This window comes from Acinetobacter pittii ANC 4050 (genome assembly GCF_000399685.1).
Classification (GTDB): Bacteria; Pseudomonadota; Gammaproteobacteria; order Pseudomonadales; family Moraxellaceae; genus Acinetobacter; species Acinetobacter pittii_E.
Map to the genome: position 1 here is coordinate 3,186,414 of NZ_KB976987.1, position 21,183 is coordinate 3,207,596.

The following is a 21,183-nucleotide window of genomic DNA, read 5'->3' on the forward strand; positions in this document are numbered from 1 at the left end:
AGATAGTTCTGTTTTTTATAAAGTGCAGCCGTTTTATATCCTTATGATTATAAAAAAATGCTTTTCAATATATTTAATGTTTTGGAAAAAATAGGGTTAAGTGCGCAGAAACGTGCCATCCATGTGCAATTTTCTAATGAGCTACTCAATAGCCAAGTTTTTTTACAGCGTATCGAAGGCCAACATCAGCTAAATGGGGGATTGGAAGCTGAGTTGATCTGTCTTTCAACGAATGCCCAAATTGCATTAAAGCAGTTTATAGGGGTACAAGTTGCTGTTGATCAGGTCACTGATTCAGGACAATTATTTCGAATTACAGGAATTGTGACAGAAGCCAGTTTTGGTCAAAGTGATGGTGCTTTAACACTTTATAAACTCACATTAAAAGACGCGACAAACTTATGGCACAAGCGCCGTAATAGTCGTGTTTTCATGAATAAAAGTATTATTGAAGTCACGGAAGTATTATTTAAAGAGTGGCAAGAAAAAAGTCAGCTTTTTGCGACAAGTTTAAGTCTTGATCTTAGTGGGTTAAGTCAGAATTATGATATTCGCCCATTTATTATGCAGCACAATGAATCTGACTATGACTTTCTTACGCGCTTATGGCGAAGTGAAGGCGTTAGCTGGTTAATTGATGAAGCCGAACTTTTTGTACCTCATTTCACTGCGCCAATACAGACTCAAAAACTGAGACTTATTGATGATAATAATCAGTACCAAGCTTTAGCACGTCGCAGCATTCGCTATCACAGAAGTAGTGCAACAGAATATCAAGATAGTATTACAGGTTTTGTTGCGGTGCGGACTTTGCAGCCGACTGCGGTACATGTGCAGCGTTGGCAACCTGATGCACTGGCACATGAAGAAGGTGTAGGATCAGTGATCACTACACACATACATTCAGAGCAATTTGATTCAGCGAGTTTGAGCCTTGAACAAGCATGGCACATGAGCCCAGCTTGGATGCAAGATTTAAAAGGGGAAGATCAAGCCACTGCTTCAAGTAGTAATCAGCTAGAGAAATTAAATCAGCAATTTACTAATATGTACGCGAGTCAGGCTAAATATTTTAAGGCCTATAGTAGCGTTCGTGACAGCCAAGTTGGTTGTTGGTTTAACCTACAGGAACACCCTGAAATTGATCAGCATGAAGGGGCTGATCAAGAGTTCTTAATTATTGCTAAAAACTTCTATAACCAAAATAACTTACCTAAAGATTTACATCAGCAAGTTAGCCAGTTATTAACTCAAAGTCGTTGGGATCAACATGGTTACGATGATATTGAGCGCCAAGGTAATGAGTTGACATTAATACGCCGTCAAATCAAAACTGCACCTGAATATAATCCGGAGCAGCATCGACCAATGGCCTATCCACAAAGAGCGAAAGTCGTGGGACCAGAGGGAGAAACCATTCATGTTGATGAATGGGGGCGCATTAAGGTGCGTTTTCTATTTACCCGTAGTGATGATCATGGGCATGACGGTGGTGCAGGCAGCAATGACAATGATACCGACTCGGCTTGGGTAGATGTACTGACTCCTTGGGCAGGCGAAGGTTATGGAGCACGCTTCTTACCACGTATTGGTGAAGTGGTAGTCATTGACTTCTTTGATGGCAATATTGACCGTCCATTTGTGACCGGGCGCATCCACGAGGCACAGCGTTCACCAACCAAGTTCGATGTAAAAGGGCAGCTTCCTGATACTAAAAAGCTAAGTGGTATACGCAGTCAAGAAGTTAATGGTAGTGGCTTTAACCAATTACGCTTTGATGATACAACAGGGCAAATCAGTACCCAACTCCAAAGTAGCCATGCAGCAACACAGTTGAATTTAGGTAACTTGAGCCATCCGAAAGAACAAGCGACGAGCCAAGGCCGTGGTGAAGGCTTTGAGCTTAGAACAGATGCTTGGGGAGCTGTGCGTGCAGGTAAAGGTATGCTCATTAGTACCTATGCGCAAGAGCAAGCGATTGCAGACCATTTAGAGGCTGCACAAGCACAATCCTTACTTTCACAAGGTTATGACAGCATGAAAATGCTCAGTGAGATTGCGGCCAAGCAACAAACTGATGCTTTGAATGTGATTAATCGCTTACCCAAATTCATCCAGTCACTTGAGCTAAAAACTACAGGACAGGCATTAGATAGTACGGTAAATCTATTTAAAGAAGGTATTAATAACGATCCTATTCACGCCTTAAAAGACTGTGGTGGCTTTATTCAAGATATTGGCGCGCTAGGGGGAAATGCAAAAGGCGTTGTAGACGAATTTAATTCTTTCTTTAGTGATGCCAAAGATGCGGTGGAAAACTTAAAAGCATTTATTGAAAATGTTGAAGAGCATGGTGCCGACATCGTTAAAGGAAAACTGGCCAGTATTAAAGACCGCATTCATAAAAATCCATTTGAAAGTATTCAAGAGGTTGGAAAAGTCTTAGCCAACGTCGAGACCAAAGACTTTGACATGATGAGTGTATGTGGAACGTTTAGTAAAGGCAGTAAATTAGAAGTATCACCTTCTAAAGCATTAAGTTCTTTGCAAGGCTTTATGGAAGGTTATACCCAAGGTTTAGAAAGCAGTTCCGATACTAAACAGCAAGAGCAAGGCAAGATCTTTAGACAAGCTCTTATGTTATTGGCATCGCCAAATGGTATTGCTTTGACGACGCCTGAAAATATTATTCTACAAGCTTCGCAAGATATTGCTGAAAGTGCCAACGGTTCAATTAATTTAAGCGCACAGAAAAATATTATTGGACATGCACAAGACAAAATCAGTTTGTTTGCCGCACAAAAGGGTTTAAGTGCGTTTGCCGCTAAAGGACCAATCAAAGTACAAGCGCAAACAGAGGGTATTGAAATGCTCTCAAGAAAAAATATTAAAATTCTGTCTGTTGAAGATAAGATTGAAATAATTGGACAGAAAGAAATTGTATTAAATGCTGGCGGTAGTCAATTAACAATTTCAGATAAAGGAGTTTTTATTAATACACCTAGATTATTTCATGCTAAAGCTGGTCAGCATAAATTTGATGCAGGTGCTATTGTAAATTATTCTTTCCCAAATTTACCAAGTATGTATTATGGTAATTTTAATGTTAAGGATAAAAATAATAATCCTATAAGTGGTCAAAAATATAAGATGACTTTACCAAGTGGAAAAGAAATTCTAGGATTTACTGATGAAAATGGTAGTACAGTTACTGGATATTCTAGCGAAGATAATCAAAGGCTAAAATTAGAAATTATCGAGGATTTACATCAAGATATCTGGTATCAACCGAAGTCTACATATGAATATGAAACAATTGATGATTTAGAAATACCTGTAAATTTTGATGAAGAGGTTGATGAAAATGAATAAAATATATATGAGTTTATCGATGATTTTTATTTTTAATATAAGTGGTTGTGCTACAGTAGCTCAAAGTGCTCCTATATATGAGAAATATGAATCTCAAAATTTAAAATGTGGTGAAGCTAATATTAAAGTAATCTCTTATTGTTATGATCCTGAAAAAGGGCTTGAAGATAGAGGTAGTGGTGGTATTGTCAGAGAGTGTAAAAATAGTGTAATTAATATAAATAATAAAAAAGAAATAAATATACCAGTAATGGCAGAAAGCCAAAAAAAATTATTAAAAAAACAAGGGTATGATTTTTTAGGAAATCTTGAAGAAGGAAAATGGAGCTTGGTTAGTTTTGCATGTATTGAAAATAATAAAAGTTCTTTTGTTTTATTAAATCAAGCAACTTCTAATAATATAAATATGATGGATCATAGTAAAGGATCATTGTGGGATAACCCAGTGCTATTAGATCTTAAAGGTAATATAATTAAAAATGGAAATAAGGAAATACTAAAAAATAGTAAAAAAGGAAAAGCAATTTCAGCTAATGCAGTTTATGGGAATGAATAATGGGTGATATTTATCAATTACTAAAGCCAAAAAAGGGATATGCATATACTAAGGAGCAAATAATTGACGCCTCATTAGTAAATTTACCTATACCTACAGGGAAAAAGTTAAAAGGTAATTCTAGAATCATTGGTGATGTAGATGAGGAAACCTTCAAAATTATCGTTGATACAATTATTTCTTTATGTTCTAGATTCAATTTAGAATACCAAGAAATAGCTTATACACTATTAATTTGTTTAGCTGAATCTGGTTTCAATCCAGATGCGGCTGCTGGAACCACAAGTGCATCAGGTCTTGCTCAATATACAAGATCAACAGCAGATGCTTTTAAATCAAGATCAAAATCAATACTAGGTTTTGAAATAGACATGAGCGGAACAAATGTCTTTGATGCAAATATAGGTTGTCATGGTGTTTTAGTCGCTTTTTTATTTAATAAAAATTTAGCTCTAAAATGGGGTTTTAAACCTGATGATGATAAATATTGGCAATTGATTTATATGCTTCATCATGATGGTCCTGGTTATTATGAAGATGACCGAGGAAAAGAAAGAGCATTGAGATTTAAATGGCGAAAAGATGCTGTAGATACTTATGAGAGAGTTTTTAAGAAAAATTTACTTTTATTAACGACTTTATTAAAACAAAAAGTTGAAACAAAGTTAAAACTTACTGACCATGAGGGTAAAGCAATTGAAAATAAAAATTATGTTATAGCTACAGTTAAAAGCTCTGATAGAAAAAAACCTACGCATTTGTCAATGAATAGAAATGAAAAGAAAGAGGTAAATGTAGTATTTGGAAAAACCAATTCCAATGGTGAGTCATCTCCAGTTCATTCGAGAATTGGAGATGAGATTATTACTCTTTTATTACCTGATAATTTTAAGAATTTAATTAATACAAAATCAGCTAGAAATTATGTAGTTAAAAAGGGCGATACTCTAGAAAAGATTGCAAAAAGAAATGGTACTAGTGTCGAGCAGCTTGCCAAGGATAATAATTTAAAAGATAAAAATAAAATATCTATTGGGCAACAACTTAAAGTAAACTCTGATGTAAAATATATAGTAAAGCAAGGAGATACTTTAGAAAGTATTGCAAAAAGAAATGGTACTACTGTTGAGCAGCTTGCCAAAGATAATAATTTAAAAAATATTAATAGAATAGCCATTGGACAAGAACTTAGAGTACATAAATTCCTAAGACATAAACCATCTAATAGTGCTTTAAAGGATATTTTTGGTTCTTTAGGATTAGATAATATAAATTTAGATTTAATAACATTTTCCAAAAATCATACAGCTAAGCCTAAAGGCAGTTCTAGTAATACAACTAGTAAAAGTAAATCAAATTTAATAGAGTTGAGAACACCGGTAAGTGCTGAAGCTGTAAAGCCAAAAAAACAAACTAAACCTGTTATAGAACAAAATAAAACGCAATCAAACGGGAATAATAAGACTGTAAAAGTAGATGTAACAGATGGCATGGCTGTTATTTATACATTTCAAGATACTGAATATGGACCACATGATGCACCAAAGGTCGGTTATACAGTTTTTTATGATCACTTAGGTAATAAATTATACAGTTTTAAAACTGGTAGTAGAGTATCAAGTAAATCTAAAAAAAATGCAGATGGCCCTTTTAGTGGTTTCTATACATATATTGCTGGAGGAAAGCGAAATAGTAAGTTGGGAGCTGCCTATGGAACTACAAAAATTATGACCACAGATAGCCGTGCAAGATGGGTACATGGTGGGGGAAGCGGTTTAAGTGATCCATATGCTGAGAAACAAGGTTGGAGAGTCACTATGGGTTGCACAAGAGCACAAAATATAGATGTTGAAAATTTGGCAAAAAAAATTACAGAATTTAAAAATCAATATCCTAAAATAAAGATCAAATATATTCGAGATAGTAAAGGAACTTATCCTAAATGAAGAAACAACTTAAGTTTATAATTTTTACTTTTCTAATGATTGGTCCAGCAGCTTCATATGCTGACTTTGGTTTTATTCAAGATAAGGATGGGTACGTTAATGTACGAGGAAATTCAAGTTTAAATTCTAAAGTTACGTCCAAATTAAATAATAATGAAATTGTTTCTTGTGTGATGGATGAAGGGACAAATAATTTTTGTTTAGTTAATGCAAGCAATGGTGTAACTGGATTTGTCTATAAAAATAGAATAAATAATTTTAGCGGTTACACTTCTATTAAGCTATCTCAATATTCTAGAGAAAAAGCTGTTTATAATGATAAAAATATAATAGTAGAAGTGTATGCAAAAAAAGCTATTTTAGATCCTAAACTTTATAAAAATTTTAAAGGTGAATATAAGTATTTTAATGATAAAAAATTCTTTGGTACTGATGGTAGTTTACCTAATAATGATTTTTTACAGCTTGATAAAATTATAATTAAGGATAAAGATAAGAAAATCGAAATTGGGAAAAATGATATAGAGCAATACTTTTTTCCTAAAAATGGTATAGATGGTGACAAGAACGAGCTTGCTGATTTTAAAATATATTATTTAAATAATAATATTTATATTTTAAATACTTTTAATAATGGTGGTGCAGCAGCTTACAATATTGTTTTAAATATAAAAAATGGAAAAGTCATTTCCAATAAAGCTTGGAAGGTTGAAATTTAAAAATATTTTCTTTCTTCTACAAAAGCTAATTAATTAAAAAAGCCCAACTTAAGTTGGGCTTTTTTTACGTCTCTACAATTCCTTCTAAATCTTCGAGCGTATAGTTCGGCATATCAATAATATGGGTTTGAATACCTTCTTGCACATAATCATTAATATGAGGATATAGCCAGCGCGTAATTTGTTCTGCGACACTTGAGTGATACTGAATTTCAAAGTGATTTAAGCCATAAAACACGGCTTTATGAGAGTCTGGAACTTTGAGCTGAAAACGTGGATTTGGGTGTTCACCTAGGGCGCTTTTTACACTTACCAAATAGTCACCAATCACAGTAAGTGCTTTGTTACGTACTTTTTCAAACTCGAGGGTGCCTGCCACTAAAAAGGTATTGATATGGGAAGGTAGCGGAGCTGGGGCACGATTATCATCCATCATGCCAATTCGGGCATCCATATATTCCCAGTCGTCATCACGAACGCTACCGTGGCGTAAGTCTAAAATGCCATTACTACGTATATTAACCAGTTGACCAAGTAAACCTACGAAGGGGAAAGCCCCAAGTTTGTCTTGTATGGTAAAGCCAAAGCGTTCTAAGACTGCGCCATGATGTGGTGAACCAATGCAGACTAGATTCTCGACCATATGAATCCATTGATACATATTTTGTTTACCATAAAACAAGGCACTACGAGAAACCAATCCGCCCATACTATGGCCAATGATATCAATACTGGTAATTCTTGGATTACGTTGTACCAAATCTTCTAATAAATTTGAAAAACTGCGTCCATTGGCTGAAATACGTCGACCTGTATTGTAATTTAAATACAGCATGGTGTTATGGTCACGCTGGGCTAATAGGCGCTCCCCAATACCGCCATAATGCGCATTTGACCAAGTAAGATGGTTCATACACAAACCATGAGCCAAAATCACGATACGACCTGCGAGTTCCCCTTGCTGAATTGCACCGTAGTGATCGTATAGCACCATGGGTAAGGCGAGGGGGCTGTGCTGTTTGAGTAGATAATCCCCAAAAATCCCATTCAAAATTCCAACCAAAAAATGTAGGCTTGGGGTGAGTGGTTTTTCGTGAAGTGTAGGATATTTTTCAATAATATGACGTAAGCTTGGCGCTAAAAAACAGCTACCGTATTTTTGTAAAGCGCCATAAGAAAGCTGATATGCCTTTTGCACAAATGGTCGTTTTTGAAAGTTTTTAGCATTTTGTGTGCTCACACCAAAAGCATTTTTTAATACTTCAATATTAATAACTTGAATTAATTCATGTACACCATTTAAGCTGGTACTGAACAGTTGAGCTAAACCTTCTAATACGTCTGCCTGACTAGGTGGCGTACGATCCCATTTACAATAAGTTTCATGTAGTGGTGTTAAGCTCGGCATATCTTTTCCCCATGTACGTTATAACCGACGTTTTAAGCTGTACTTTTTATCAACGGCAGTAAACGTTTCCATCTTAGTAGTTTAAATAACACATGTTTTTAAAATACTGATGAATGGTTAGTTGAGTAGTTTTTCTTGTCTGACAATAGTGTTTTTATATACAAACTGAGAACAAAAATGTGATTTTATTCTCAATTTAGAGGGAAATATATGAATATTATCTACCTCCATGGCTTTAATAGTAGCTCTCTTTCAATTAAGGGGCTAAGCCTTAAGCAGTATTGTAGCGAATTGGGCATAAATGTGCATTTACCAGACCTAAATAGATCTCCCGATCTAGTGGTAGAGCAAGTTTCAACACTTATTGAATCTTTACAAGACGTGGCTTTAGTCGGTAGTAGCCTCGGCGGGTTTTTTGCGACATATTTTGTCGCGAAATATAATATTCCGGCTGTACTGATTAATCCTGCTATGCAACCATGGAAGCTGTTTGATGAGTTATTTCAAGTTGAAAGCATGCCCTATGTGGTGAATGATCAATGGTCAATTGACCATATTCAGTTACGACAGTTACAACAACTTGAACTGAAACAACCTGAAAATGCTGACAAAATACTCGTCTTGTTGCAACAAGGCGACGAAATTTTGGATTATCGTCAAGCACAACGCTATTATAGTGCTGCAACGCCATCCTCATTGATTTTGACGGATGCTCATGGCAATCATGCTATGGAAGATTTTGAAGAAAAATTACCGTTAGTGATCGAATTCTTTGCGCACACCATCAAATAAGGAAAACGTACAACGTGACACAATATACGGCTCAATCGCTTGAAGTCCTTTCTGGTTTAGACCCTGTTCGTCGTCGTCCAGGGATGTATACCGATACGACTCGACCTAACCATTTAGCCCAAGAAGTGATTGATAATGCTGTTGATGAAGCATTAGCTGGTCATGCCGACAAAATCTGTGTCACGGTTTATAAAGATGGTTCATTGTCAGTTGAAGATAATGGTCGTGGTATGCCGGTCGATATTCACCCTGAATATGGCCAAAGTGGTATCGAAATCATTTTGACCAAGCTGCATGCCGGTGGTAAATTCAGTACCGATAATTACCAATTTTCAGGTGGTTTACATGGGGTGGGAATTTCAGTTGTAAACGCTTTATCAACACGTGTTGAGGTCGAAGTTCAACGTCAGGGTAACCTATACCAAATGGCTTTTGAACAAGGTGAACCAGTAGCGCCTTTAGCCGTTCTCGAAGGTAAAGCACCAAAACGCGCGACAGGAACAACGGTACATTTTTGGCCAGAAGCGAAATATTTTGATAGTCCAAAATTTGCTTTAAAAGCCCTTAAACACAATTTAAAAGCCAAAGCTGTGTTAGCGGCTGGCTTAAAAATTATCTATATCGATCAAATTAACGATGAAAAAATCGAATGGCAATTTGAAAATGGCCTCGTCGATTATTTGATGGATGAGTTGCAAGATCGCGAAATCTTGCCAAATCCTGCTTTTGTGAGCAGCGGTCAAGCAGATCGTGCGGCATGTGAATTTGCAATTTGTTGGAATGTAGAAGGCGGTGAGCAGGTTCAAGAAAGTTATGTCAACCTGATTCCAACCGCGCAAGGCGGTACTCATGTGAACGGTTTACGCTCAGGTGTAACTGAGGCGTTACGTGAGTTCTGTGAGCTGCGCAACCTGTTGCCACGAAACCTTAAACTTTCGGCAGAAGATGTTTGGGATGGCGTGAACTATATTTTATCGCTCAAGTTCCAAGAGCCGCAGTTTTCAGGTCAAACCAAAGAGCGTCTTTCTAGTCGAGAAGCATCCAATATTGTTTTAAATATTGCTAAAGACGCGTTTGCGCTCTGGTTAAACCAACATGCTGAAATTGCCATGCAACTGGCAGAAATGGCGATTTCTAAAGCAGGCCGTCGTTTAAAAGCAGCAAAGAAAGTCGAGCGTAAAAAGATTGTTTCTGGCCCTGCTTTACCGGGTAAATTGGCGGACTGTGTCGGTCAAACGCGTGAGGACAGTGAACTGTTTATTGTCGAGGGTGACTCTGCGGGCGGTAGTGCCAAGCAAGCCCGTGATAAAAACTTTCAGGCCATCATGCCAATTCGTGGAAAAATCTTAAATACGTGGGAAGTTTCTTCAGATGAAGTCTTGGCTTCTCAAGAAGTTCACGATATTGCAATTGCGATTGGTGTAGATCCGGGCAGTGATGATTTATCTGAACTACGTTACGGCAAAATCTGTATTTTGGCCGATGCGGACTCGGACGGCTTACACATTGCGACTTTGCTTTGCGCTTTATTTGTTAAACACTTTCCAGCATTGGTTGAAGAAGGACATTTGTATGTGGCAATGCCACCATTGTTCCGTATCGACATTGGCAAAGATGTCCATTACGCGCTTGATGATGATGAACTTGAAACTATTTTGAAAAATATTAAAGGTAATCGTAATCCGCAAATTACCCGATTCAAAGGATTGGGTGAGATGAACGCGATTCAACTACGTGAAACCACGATGGATCCTAATACACGCCGCTTGGTTCAATTAGATCTTGATGATGCCCATTTTACAGCAGGTTTACTCGACAAATTACTTGCGAAAAAACGTTCGGCAGATCGTAAGCAGTGGCTTGAGCAGAAGGGTAACTTGGCTGATATCACTGTTTAATTAAAGGGTGCAGGATAATTTTTTATAAAATTATCCTGCACCTGACAACTCATATAATTTATTTCAAATAACTAATTTATAAGTAGTTTTTCTGATTTTAGGCATATCCTTTATCTTTTGATGGCCATACTTCTAAAAAAGCTGTCTGATTCTGTTCTTTAAAGAACAAATGTTTTCCTTTGACGGTTGTTTATCCCCTCTGCTGCTAACCATACACTTCATATAAATCATCGTTATGGTGTTTCAGTCATCTCAGTTTTTCCATGAATTTATGTAATTAATTTGCAAAACGTATTGGAACAGGATGAAAGGGAATTTAGTAATACTTTAGCTCTCTTTACATCTTATGTGGTGACTCATCGCTAATAGGTCCTTGATCAGAAATTGGCTAAATCTGGTATAGCCAAAGAATGATTAAAGCGCCTGCACACCATCTTTAAATATGAAAAGGAAAAAGCTATGGATCTCCAACTGAAAGGTAAAACAGCTATTGTAACTGCGGCAACAGCAGGCATCGGTCTAGCAATTGCCAAAACTCTAGTTAAAGAAGGAACTGATGTCATCATTACGGGCCGTACCCAAGACAAATTGGCGGCAGCGATAGCCGAGATAGAAGCAAATGCTCCCTTGGGCAAAGTACATGGGTTTTTAGCTGATCTTAGTACATCAGAGGGAGTTGAGACATTAATTTCACAACATCCTTACACCGATATTTTGGTAAATAACTTAGGATATTATGAAGCTAAACCATTTACTGAGATTACAGACGAAGACTGGTGGCATATGCTTAATGTGAATGTTATGTCAGGTGTGCGCTTATCTCGTCACTACTTTCCAAAAATGTTAGAAAATAATTGGGGAAGAGTGATTTTTATGTCGAGTGAGGTAGGAGCATTCACACCACCAGATATGGTGCATTATGGCGTAAGTAAATCTGCTCTATTGGCTGTATCACGTGGAATGGCCGAGTTAACAAAAGGCACAGGAGTTACGGTGAACAGCGTACTCCCTTCTGCAACACGTTCCGAAGGTATCATGGACTATTTGCGTCAAACTGCTCCTCGTCCCGACATGACAGATCAACAAATTGAAGCACATTTTTTTGAGACATATCGTCCAAGCTCATTGATTGCAAGAATGATTGAAGCTGATGAAATTGCATCCATGGTTGCGTTATTAGCAAGTCCTTTGGGATCAGCATCTAATGGGGCAGCAGTTCGTGTTGAAGGCGGGACCTTCCGTTCTATTCTGTAATACTCAAAGCTTAGGTTGGCGTTTGAAGTGCACGACTCTGTTCTTACGCGACCATTGGCATTTTGATCACTAAATTAAAATAGACAGATTTGTCTATTTTAATTTAGACAGTAATTTTTATAGCTTCTGGAAATTGAAAAACATCACAATTTGCGCCGTTACCAATTCGGTCTACCACTGCAAAATCACTTGGTGCCTCAAAGGTAAGCAAAGGATGATGCCATGTGCCTGCCCGATAATTGATACTTTGCTTACCGTCTGAGATAAAAGCACATAGCTTTGAAATATCGGGAGTATTTTCGTCTAAAGCGGGTGCCACAATAATTAAAAAATTTTGTTGTTGTAATGGGATAAATGCTTGAGAGCCTTTCGGATGACGCTCCAACATTGAAATTTCCAGAGGTAGTACACTGGCTTTAATATTACGGAAAATACTAATTCCTACTTTTGCTGCTCCCTCAATTTCAGTTTCAACGAGCGCATGGTAGCGCTCGGTGTGGGCATCATTAATATGAAAAAAGTCATGCCCATCACAACAAATAACTTCTCCGAAGGGCTGAAAATTTTCAATTGTTAAAGGCTGAATTTGAATATTATTCATCATGACTTGGCAATTTTTCCCCATAAACGAACACGGCTAATACCACCATCGGGAATCATGTTAATACGAATATGCGAGATTTTTTCATGTTGTAAAATCTCATTCACATATTCATGAATATGATCCATTTGCATCGGTTGGGCTTCTAGTAAGTAAGACCAGAACATACTTTGAGGAATTAACTGTGCATCGGTTGCATTTTCAAGGTAAACCGCTTGAATAGACACCTCAGCAGGGAAGTTCCCTTTAAAGTGAGCCGTATCAATTTCAAGTTTCTCAATTTTTCCGCTTTTACCGAGGGCAAGAATACACCAGTCATAACCCGGTGCTCGGCGGCGTTTGGTTTCCCATCCATCCCCCATGTTGACGCCACGGCCTGGGTTAATCAAATTACATGGATGTCCAAAATGCGCATCGCTATAGGCAACTACACGACCACCATTTTCGAGAGCCAATAAATCGAGAGTTTGTTCGCTGTCAGTCGCTTGAATATGAACATCACCATAGACACGTAAACGAGCAATACCGCCATCCGGGAAAATATTGAGGCGTATATGAGTGAAAAGTGCATCATTATTGACCATGAAAATATGATGCTGGCTTGGGCCGAGTTCAGTATTTGTTAAAACACTTTCCCATTTTGCCCCTGTCAGGTCCCCATTTGGTGCATAGCATGCTTCTAATGATGCAGAAGCTGGATAATTTCCTGTAAAAAAGCTGGTATCGATATCAAGAGCAGTGATTTTTCCACTCACCCCTAGTTTTACAATACACCAGTCATAGCCCGCATGACGCTTACGGCGGGTTTCCCAGCCGTCCATCCATTTGCCGTTGTCATCAAATTTATCTTCAACAAAAATGGGTGCTTCAAATTGCAGCATACGCTTTGCTTCTGCAAAGAAATCGTCTGAACACTCAATGACTTGTGCCCCAATTCGGGCATCGGCCAAATTAGTTTTAGTATTCAAAATTTCAGGAAGTTCAAAAGCTGGGGCGTGCAATGTTGCCATAGGGGAGTATCCGTATTTCTTGTTAAAAACATGATTTTTCATTTAAAACTGCGCTGACACTGAGCGTGCCGAGACTAGTTTTGTACTTAAATATATAAGCATGGTGCATGCCAGTTTTTTGGAAAAGCTAAATAATTTTTGAACGATGGCATGTTTTTAGCATAAGCACCCTATAGGTGAATATCTATAGGAGCGTGTTATGAATGTGGTGATTATTGGTGCGGGAATGGGAGGTCTAACCACAGGCATTGCATTAAAAAAATTTGGTCACCAAGTACGCATTTTCGAACAAACTGAAAAAATCCTTCCTGTCGGTGCAGCAATTTCGCTATGGTCGAATGGTGTGAAATGTCTGAACTATCTGGGATTAACCGAGAAAATCGCCAAACTTGGCGGACAAATGGATGACTTGGCCTATGTAGATGGTTTAACTGGCGATGTGATGACACAATTCAGTTTATTGCCATTAATTGAAGAAGTAGGACAACGACCTTATCCAGTTGCACGTGCTGATTTACAAAATATGCTTATGGATGAGTTTGGCCGAGATCAGATTTATTTAGGCAAAAAAATGGTCAGCCTTGAAGATAAAGCTGATTATGTCGAGGTTCATTTTGCAGATGGCAGTTCAACACAGGCTGATCTATTAATTGGGGCGGATGGTACTCACTCACTGACTCGTGCATATGTGCTGGGTCAGCAAGTACAGCGCCGTTATGCGGGTTATGTGAACTGGAATGGTTTGGTTGAAATCTCTGAAGATTTAGCACCAGCCGAGCAATGGACGACTTATGTGGGGGAAGGCAAGCGTGCGTCTCTGATGCCGGTTGCGGATGGTAAGTTTTATTTCTTTTTAGATGTGCCTTTGCCAGCAGGTTTAGACAATAATCGAGATGACTATAGAAAACTTTTAAAACAATATTTTGCTGATTGGTGTTTGCCAGTACAGCAACTCATTGAGCGCTTAGACCCGCAAAAGACCAATCGGGTAGAAATCCATGATATTGAACCGTTCACTCAATTTTATAAAGGTCGCGTGGTGATTTTAGGGGATGCTGCACACAGCACGACACCTGATATTGGCCAAGGCGGTTGCCAAGCGATGGAAGACGCAATTTATTTAGCGCGTTCTCTGCAAATTAATACTTTGGGGCTAGAGGATGCTTTGCGACGCTATCAAAATAAACGTAATGAACGTGCCAATGAATTGGTACTTCGTGCACGCAAACGTTGTGATGTGACCCATATGAAAGATGAAGCTGTTACCCAAGCTTGGTATGCGGAGTTACGCCGTGAACAAGGCGGACATATTATGCAGGGGATTATTAGCAATATTGTGGGTAATCCACTCGATTAAAAACAAAAACAGCAAGGATTCTTCCTTGCTGTTTTTATGCTTCTAAATAAAAATTTTAGAAGTGGTATTTAACCAATGCACTAACATTATTTTCGTCGGCACCTTTAATACCAAATTTGTTATTCCACACTGAGTGCTCGATACCTAGGTATAAACGTGTATCAGGAGAAATGTGTTTACCTACATTCCATTTCCATTGAGTTGTCCAGTTCAACTCGCTTGCATGGTCATCTTCAGCGGTTGACCAGTCAAGGAAACCATCTACCAAGAAATCTTCAGATCCTAATTTTAATGGAATGCCGTAAACGAATGTCATTTGATAATCGTCGTCAGTTTTCTCATTATTCGCACGGTAGAAGTTTAAATTCGCATATTGGAAATATGGGATATCTAAATCAACTGCAAAACCATAAAGGAAGTTGTCGAAGTTGTTGCCGTTTTGAGAGTTACTCTCCCAAGTGGTACTAATCAACACATCTTTTACTGGGCCATATGCCAGTTTTTTACCAGACACTTCACCTAAGCTTAAACGCGGTGATAACTCAAAATAAGTGCTTTTATAGTCATCTTCGCCACGCATGCGGTCTAAGAAGAAAAATACGTCAGCATATTTAACTTTCGCTGCATATTCCAAAGTAATCGTGGTTTCTTTCTCATCTACAACTTCATAGTTTTCACCATAAAGTCCAGTCACGCTAAAATCTTGCCAAATTGGTTTCGCCTGAACCATGGCTGTTGCAGATAACAAGGCACAAGTCGCCGCAAGTTGCTTTAATTGCATTTAAATGATCTCCCCCCAAATAAAGCACGCTAAGGATACAGGGTCTTAAGCAAAAATGAAGCCAAATTTGATCAACGGTTAAAAAAAAGCCCACCGAAGTGGGGCGCTAAAAAGTAAATCTTTAATGAGTATTTCTTGTGTTTATTGTTTGGCTTAAATGCGGAGTACGCGAGCTGCGAAATGAAGGTAAATGATTAAATAATAAATTCAATAAGATAGCAAAAATACATGTTGAGCTAATACCTGAGTGAAATAATGTTTGTACCCAAACTGGGAAATGAGCATAAAACTCATGGTTAATAATTGGGATCATCCCTGCTGATAAAGCAGTTGCCACAATAATCAAATTTTTCTGATCGTTATAATCTATTATTGCCAAAGTGCGAATTCCACTCGCTGCAACCGACCCAAACAAGACCAAACCTGCACCACCAAGTACAGGCATTGGAATCGCGGCAATCAAACGACCCATAATAGGGAGTAGGCCCAAAATAATCAGAATCACACCACCTGCTGCGACTACAAAGCGGCTTTTGATGCCTGTAATCGCAACCAGTCCAACATTTTGGGCAAAAGCACTTTGCATGAATGAACCAAAGATAGGCGCAAAAGCACTCGAAAACATATCTGCACGAACGCCATTGGCGATCCGTTTCGAATCGACTTCAGTTCCTACAATATCTCCGACAGCAATAATATCTGCTGTGGTTTCAGTCATAATCACTAAGGTAACGATCAACATCGATAAGATTGCACTGAGCTCGAAAGTTGGTAAACCAAATGCAAATAAGTGTGGAAATTGCAGCCATGCCCCTGAACTCACCTGACTAAAATCACCAAAACCCATAAAGTAGGCAAGGGTAGTACCAACAACAATAGCCAACAAAATTGATAAACGACGAATGCTTGCTTGCGGCAGCATATTTAAAACAATCACAATGCCTAAGGTCAGCAGGGCCAAAGAGATATTTTCTACGCTACCCCAGTCAGGCGCCTTGTTGTTGCCACCCATCATCCAGCGAATTGCAACAGGTAGCAAAGACAATCCAATAATCGTGATGACGCATCCAGTTACCACGGGTGGAAAAAAACGAATAATTTTTGAGAAGTAAGGCGCAAGGCATAGTCCAATCAGAGATGCAGCAATGACCGCGCCGTAGACAGCAGGCAAACCACCGCCTGTGGTGATAATGGCAACCATGGTGGCTACACCTGCAAAAGACACACCCTGTACCAGAGGTAATTTTGCGCCTAAATATTTGGTTCCGATTGTTTGGATTAGGGTTGCCAATCCACCTACAAATAGAGCCGCTGCAATGAGCATTCCGATTTGTGCTGAGCTTAAGCCAGCTGCCGTTCCAATAATCAAGGGCGGGGCTACAATGCCACCATACATGGTCAGCACATGCTGTAAGCCGTAAGCAAAACTTTTGGAAATTCCTAAATATTCATGCTCTGGAGAAATCGCATTTTTTTGCTGATGGTTCATATTTTTCTCCTATTTATATTTGAATTAACTACCGCGATAAGTGGAGTAAGCAAATGGGCTGATCAGTAATGGAATGTGATAATGCTGATTGACGTCTTCTATAAAAAATTGGATACAAACACGTGGGAAAAAAGTTTTGACTTGTTGTGATGAAAAATAAGGTGCAATTTCAAATTCAAGTTGATAAGCGCCTTCACCTAAGTCTTTTATTCCAAAATTACTCACTCGACCGTCTTGATTGGTAATTGCAGTCGCTATCAGCTCATGAGTTTCTGCATGAAACAACTTCACTTCTACCTGTGCAGCTGGTTTACCTAAATTCGTATCTAAAATATGTGTGCTGATCATGCTTGTATTTCCTGAGATAGGCGTAATAGAGCAATCGCTGCGAGTTGCCCATGTACAATTGTTTTTTCAATAGCCAAGTCATTTTGTAGACGTTCATGTAGTTTTTTTAAAATTTCATCACTACTGAGGCCTGCCGCTTTAATTAAAAAAATAAAGCCAAACTTTTGTTCATAATCAAGGTTGCCTTGTAGCAGAGCTTGTTGTGTTTGTTCATCTAAAGAAATGCCAGCTTGTTCCTGATTTGAAAAATGCTGCTCTTTTGCATTGAGTTGTTTTTTAGCTTGGCGTTCACCAATTTTTGGATGGGTTGCTAAAGCAGTTTCAATGTCTTGCCATGACCACATTTGACTTAAATTTTCTGCATATTCCAAAAGAGATGCTTTTGTTGAATAGGGGCGTTCTGAAATAATTTTTTCGGCCCATGCAGGAATATGGACGCAGTTGTTTAACAGAGTCTTGAGTTGTTCTGGTGAGGCTTGATTAAACTCGACTAAAAACACTGTTATTCCTAAACTCGTTAATGTGATATAGAGTTTTAGCAATAACAGTGCCAAGAGTGATTTATGATTTGCTTAAGAATTTGGAAAACTAAAAATCAATTATTGAGTTATGTGATTTTTATACCAATGCTGTGCAATATCCTGACGACGACATATCCAAACACGATCATGCATTTGAATATAGTCGAGGAACCTTTGTAGCGCTTTAAAACGGCCTGGTCGCCCTAAAATACGGCAATGCATTCCAATTGACATCATTTTTGGTGCAGTTTCTCCTTCTGCATACAACACATCAAAACTATCTTTTAAATATTGAAAAAACTGTTCTGAGCTATTAAATCCACCCGGCGAGCAGAACTTCATGTCGTTACATTCCAAAGTATAAGGAATAATGAGATGAGGGCGTGATGCACCAGCTGTATCGGTGAGAGTCGTCCAAAAGGGCAGGTCATCGCCATAATAATCAGAGTCATATTGAATTTGCGGAAATTCTGCAAGTAACTGACGTGTATTCGGGCTGTCACGTCCGGTGTACCAACCTGTCACTTTATTTCCAAACAAGTTTTCCAATACAGATAAAGCCTGTTCGATATGCTGCTTTTCAACTTCCATATCGGTATCTTGATAGTGAAGCCAGCGGTAGCCATGAGAAACCACATCATAATCAGCTTGCTTAATCGCCTCTACAATATAGAGGTTACGGGCAAGCGCCATAGCCACTCCGAAAATGGTCATTGGGAGTTTGCGCTTTTGGAACTCATTATGAATGCGCCAAAAACCAGCACGTGAACCATATTCGTACATAGAGTCCATCGACATATGTTTCGCCGGGTAACTTGCAGCGCCAATAATCTCCGATAAAAACTGTTCTGAGCCATCATCGCCATGCTCAATATGTTTTTCGCCACCTTCTTCATAATTAAGCACAAATTGCACTGCAACCTTGGCATTGTTAGGCCATTTAACCTGTGGAGGTTGCCCGTGATAACCGATCAAATCACGTGAATAAGGAGACTTTTGAATTTGCTCAATGAGCTCGGCTCCAGATAGGTAAAATTTGGACACGATTGCTCTCCTTTTGTTCAATTTTTCATAAAAATTTAAAAAATCAGCTTGCATATTTTTATAGATGGACTGATATTGAAGATATGAAGATCTTCAAAATAAATTAAAAGCAGTACGTTTAAGTCAGGAGATAACAAACCATTACACCATCAAAATGTACAATTGAAGTCAGTTCATGCATGCTTAAAACATGCCAACATAAAAAAGTTTTGCATAGAAAAGATCCACAGTAAGAAAGAGAGGATGGTATTTATGAATATTGAAATCCGCACAGATAAAAACATCCATAACAGTGAACGTTTAATTACTTATGTACGTGCAGAACTTACTCAAGAATTCCAACGTCATAGCGAACGTATTACGCATTTCTCGGTTCATTTTAGTGATGAAAATGGGGACAAAGGTGGTGACAAAGATATCCACTGTATGATTGAAGCGCGTCCTTCAGGTTTAAAACCGGTTGCAGTGCACCATAAAGCAGGAAATATTGATGCCTCAATTCATGGTGCGATTGAAAAATTAAAACGTAGCCTTGAACATACTTTTGAGAAAAAAGAACACCCGAGAGGTGGACAACCAGAATTCATTGATGATGAAGTCTAATTGAAAACGTTAAAAAGCCCTTCGGGGCTTTTTTTATATTTGATGAAAATAAAACTATTCACAACATTAGGTTTGCAATGCGATGCAATCAACCTCTAAAATCTTCATATGAGATTAGGCATAATAGCCCTAATATATTTTTGAGAGATGGTCATGTTAACCACCGAGCAGCAAGCTTTAATTAAAGCCATAGAAGAATTAGAACTCGCGCAAGTGCAAAAATTACTTGCTGACGGGCTTGATCCGAACTTTATTGATCCGGAACAAGGACCACCTGTATCAATCATTTGTGACGGAATTTTCAAATGGTGGGAAGAGGTATCAGAAGCCTATGAAGCGGGTAAACCTTTATCAAAAGAAGAAAAGCAAAAAAGATTACAAGTTTACCTCGATATTCTTGAAGCTTTAATTCAAGCCAAAGCCAACGTACACCTTTGGGATGCAGAGGAGTTTTATGGTCCTTTATGGGATGCAGCAAGCTCGGCATGTGCTCCAGCCGTTCAACGTTTACTCGATGAAAAAGTTGACCCAAACACACGTGATGAAGAGGGTCTCACTATTTTATCTTCAATCAGTCAGTTGTTCTTTGATTGTGACTTTGATGAAATAGATTGGTCAGAAGCGCTTCAAGAAGAGCGTGAAACACTCGAGTTATTGCGCCAACATGGGGCAAAAATGTCAAAAGAACTAACTACTTGATTGGATAATAGAATGAGAACATTTCAAATTTTAACTTTTGCTCTGACCACTGTTGCTGCAGGAAGTACTTTTGCCGCAGAGTTCTCGTTTGACCGTCCAGGTGCTGGAATGGGAACGGGAATTACTCCTGTAGGTAATTTGGCGTGGGAGCAAGGTTTACCAAGCGTAACCTATACTGAGTCGACTGTTGACGGTGTTAAAGAAAAGACCGTAACCTTAAATCAGGATATGTTATTCCGTACAGGTTTAGCGCGTGATTTAGAATTACAATTAGGATGGCAAGGTCCAGCATGGACCCAAACTAAACGTGCTGGCAAAAAAAATGATACTTCAGGTTTTGGTGATATAAGTATTGGTTTAAAAAAAGCTATTGATTTAAAAGACGATAGATTGTCTATGGCAGTGTTGGCAGAAGCTATCATTGCAACGGGAAATGATAAATTTACAGCCCATGACGACATTTATAGTCTTAGCTCTGCGGTAGCTTACCAATATAGTGATTTAGTGGGCACCTCAATTACCATGCGCTACGAAGTGCAAAATAGTGATTGGGCAGTGACAGCAGTACCGACGATTGACTATAAAATCGCAGGTAAGCTATCAGGTTATTCTGAGTTCATTTACCGTAAAGCTGAAAGCCAAGACTATGAGTATGGTTTAGGTACAGGTTTAGTCTACGCCGTAAATAATCGTACACAACTCGATGCAAGTATCGGGGTTGATTTGAATGGTCAAGACAAGAGCTACAACGGTGGCTTAGGCGTGGCGTTCTTGTTCTAAATAAA

General features: G+C 38.4%; 19 protein-coding genes. 11 read left to right on the forward strand and 8 right to left on the reverse strand.

All coding sequences use genetic code 11. The annotated features are described in order from the left end of the window. Nucleotides 1-57 precede the first annotated feature (57 nt). From F931_RS18705 to F931_RS18720, 4 genes are read left to right on the forward strand one after another with little or no spacing between them, the layout of a single operon-like run. Entirely contained in the window at nucleotides 58-3,372 is a 3,315-nt protein-coding gene (locus F931_RS18705) for a type VI secretion system Vgr family protein (protein ID WP_016142726.1), read from the forward strand. Next, a complete protein-coding gene (locus F931_RS18710; protein ID WP_016142727.1) occupies nucleotides 3,365-3,928 on the forward strand; it encodes a hypothetical protein in 564 nt (187 codons plus the stop codon). The genes F931_RS18705 and F931_RS18710 overlap by 8 nt, the downstream gene beginning before the upstream one ends. Then, nucleotides 3,928-5,874, forward strand: a complete 1,947-nt coding sequence (locus F931_RS18715; protein ID WP_016142728.1) for a LysM peptidoglycan-binding domain-containing protein — start codon at nucleotides 3,928-3,930, stop codon at nucleotides 5,872-5,874. The genes F931_RS18710 and F931_RS18715 overlap by 1 nt, the downstream gene beginning before the upstream one ends. Continuing rightward, nucleotides 5,871-6,593, forward strand: a complete 723-nt coding sequence (locus tag F931_RS18720; RefSeq protein ID WP_016142729.1) for an SH3 domain-containing protein — start codon at nucleotides 5,871-5,873, stop codon at nucleotides 6,591-6,593. Before F931_RS18715 ends, F931_RS18720 begins: the two co-directional genes overlap by 4 nt. A 64-nt stretch (nucleotides 6,594-6,657) precedes the next feature. Here the strand turns inward: F931_RS18720 and F931_RS18725 are convergent, their stop codons facing one another. After that, nucleotides 6,658-8,001: a PGAP1-like alpha/beta domain-containing protein gene (locus F931_RS18725; protein WP_016142730.1), complete on the reverse strand. Its 1,344-nt coding sequence runs from the start codon at nucleotides 7,999-8,001 to the stop codon at nucleotides 6,658-6,660. Between the two features lie 210 nt (nucleotides 8,002-8,211). On the opposite strand from F931_RS18725, the gene F931_RS18730 reads away from it, so the two are divergent. The 3 genes from F931_RS18730 to F931_RS18740 all read left to right on the forward strand — a co-directional run bounded on the left by F931_RS18730 (nucleotide 8,212) and on the right by F931_RS18740 (nucleotide 11,945). Continuing rightward, the gene (locus F931_RS18730) at nucleotides 8,212-8,793 is read left to right on the forward strand and encodes a YqiA/YcfP family alpha/beta fold hydrolase (RefSeq protein ID WP_016142731.1); all 582 of its coding nucleotides are present in this window, start codon (nucleotides 8,212-8,214) and stop codon (nucleotides 8,791-8,793) included. Nucleotides 8,794-8,807: 14 nt separating this feature from the next. Continuing rightward, nucleotides 8,808-10,691 (forward strand): DNA topoisomerase IV subunit B, encoded by a 1,884-nt coding sequence (gene parE / locus F931_RS18735; RefSeq protein ID WP_016142732.1) that lies wholly within the window; start codon nucleotides 8,808-8,810, stop codon nucleotides 10,689-10,691. Between the two features lie 459 nt (nucleotides 10,692-11,150). Beyond that, nucleotides 11,151-11,945: an SDR family NAD(P)-dependent oxidoreductase gene (locus F931_RS18740; protein ID WP_016142733.1), complete on the forward strand. Its 795-nt coding sequence runs from the start codon at nucleotides 11,151-11,153 to the stop codon at nucleotides 11,943-11,945. A 103-nt stretch (nucleotides 11,946-12,048) separates the two neighbouring features. On the opposite strand, the gene allA is transcribed toward F931_RS18740, so the two are convergent. Then, entirely contained in the window at nucleotides 12,049-12,570 is a 522-nt protein-coding gene (gene allA / locus F931_RS18745; RefSeq protein ID WP_025470421.1) for an ureidoglycolate lyase, read from the reverse strand. Next, nucleotides 12,546-13,556: an allantoicase gene (gene alc, locus F931_RS18750; protein ID WP_016142735.1), complete on the reverse strand. Its 1,011-nt coding sequence runs from the start codon at nucleotides 13,554-13,556 to the stop codon at nucleotides 12,546-12,548. The genes allA and alc overlap by 25 nt, the downstream gene beginning before the upstream one ends. A gap of 199 nt (nucleotides 13,557-13,755) precedes the next feature. Between alc and hpxO the strand changes: the two genes are divergently transcribed. Further along, on the forward strand, nucleotides 13,756-14,913 hold the full coding sequence (gene hpxO / locus F931_RS18755) for an FAD-dependent urate hydroxylase HpxO (RefSeq protein WP_016142736.1): 1,158 nt from the start codon (nucleotides 13,756-13,758) through the stop codon (nucleotides 14,911-14,913). Nucleotides 14,914-14,968: 55 nt separating this feature from the next. On the opposite strand, the gene tsx is transcribed toward hpxO, so the two are convergent. From tsx to puuE, 5 genes are all read right to left on the reverse strand, one after another. Then, a complete protein-coding gene (tsx, locus tag F931_RS18760; RefSeq protein WP_016142737.1) occupies nucleotides 14,969-15,694 on the reverse strand; it encodes an outer membrane protein OmpK in 726 nt (241 codons plus the stop codon). A gap of 121 nt (nucleotides 15,695-15,815) precedes the next feature. After that, complete coding sequence (locus F931_RS18765; protein WP_016142738.1) at nucleotides 15,816-17,183, reverse strand: nucleobase:cation symporter-2 family protein; 1,368 nt, start codon at nucleotides 17,181-17,183, stop codon at nucleotides 15,816-15,818. A gap of 24 nt (nucleotides 17,184-17,207) precedes the next feature. Further along, nucleotides 17,208-17,531, reverse strand: a complete 324-nt coding sequence (gene uraH, locus F931_RS18770) for a hydroxyisourate hydrolase (RefSeq protein WP_016142739.1) — start codon at nucleotides 17,529-17,531, stop codon at nucleotides 17,208-17,210. After that, the gene (uraD, locus tag F931_RS18775; RefSeq protein ID WP_016142740.1) at nucleotides 17,528-18,031 is read right to left on the reverse strand and encodes a 2-oxo-4-hydroxy-4-carboxy-5-ureidoimidazoline decarboxylase; all 504 of its coding nucleotides are present in this window, start codon (nucleotides 18,029-18,031) and stop codon (nucleotides 17,528-17,530) included. Before uraD ends, uraH begins: the two co-directional genes overlap by 4 nt. A gap of 99 nt (nucleotides 18,032-18,130) precedes the next feature. Continuing rightward, nucleotides 18,131-19,096 (reverse strand): allantoinase PuuE, encoded by a 966-nt coding sequence (gene puuE, locus F931_RS18780; protein ID WP_016142741.1) that lies wholly within the window; start codon nucleotides 19,094-19,096, stop codon nucleotides 18,131-18,133. Between the two features lie 252 nt (nucleotides 19,097-19,348). Here puuE and F931_RS18785 point away from each other — a divergent pair, with 252 nt between their 5' ends. The 3 genes from F931_RS18785 to F931_RS18795 all read left to right on the forward strand — a co-directional run bounded on the left by F931_RS18785 (nucleotide 19,349) and on the right by F931_RS18795 (nucleotide 21,178). Next, on the forward strand, nucleotides 19,349-19,699 hold the full coding sequence (locus tag F931_RS18785) for an HPF/RaiA family ribosome-associated protein (RefSeq protein WP_001019316.1): 351 nt from the start codon (nucleotides 19,349-19,351) through the stop codon (nucleotides 19,697-19,699). Between the two features lie 153 nt (nucleotides 19,700-19,852). Next, nucleotides 19,853-20,398, forward strand: a complete 546-nt coding sequence (locus tag F931_RS18790) for an ankyrin repeat domain-containing protein (RefSeq protein ID WP_016142742.1) — start codon at nucleotides 19,853-19,855, stop codon at nucleotides 20,396-20,398. A 12-nt stretch (nucleotides 20,399-20,410) separates the two neighbouring features. Further along, nucleotides 20,411-21,178 (forward strand): transporter, encoded by a 768-nt coding sequence (locus F931_RS18795; RefSeq protein ID WP_016142743.1) that lies wholly within the window; start codon nucleotides 20,411-20,413, stop codon nucleotides 21,176-21,178. Nucleotides 21,179-21,183: the final 5 nt, after the last annotated feature.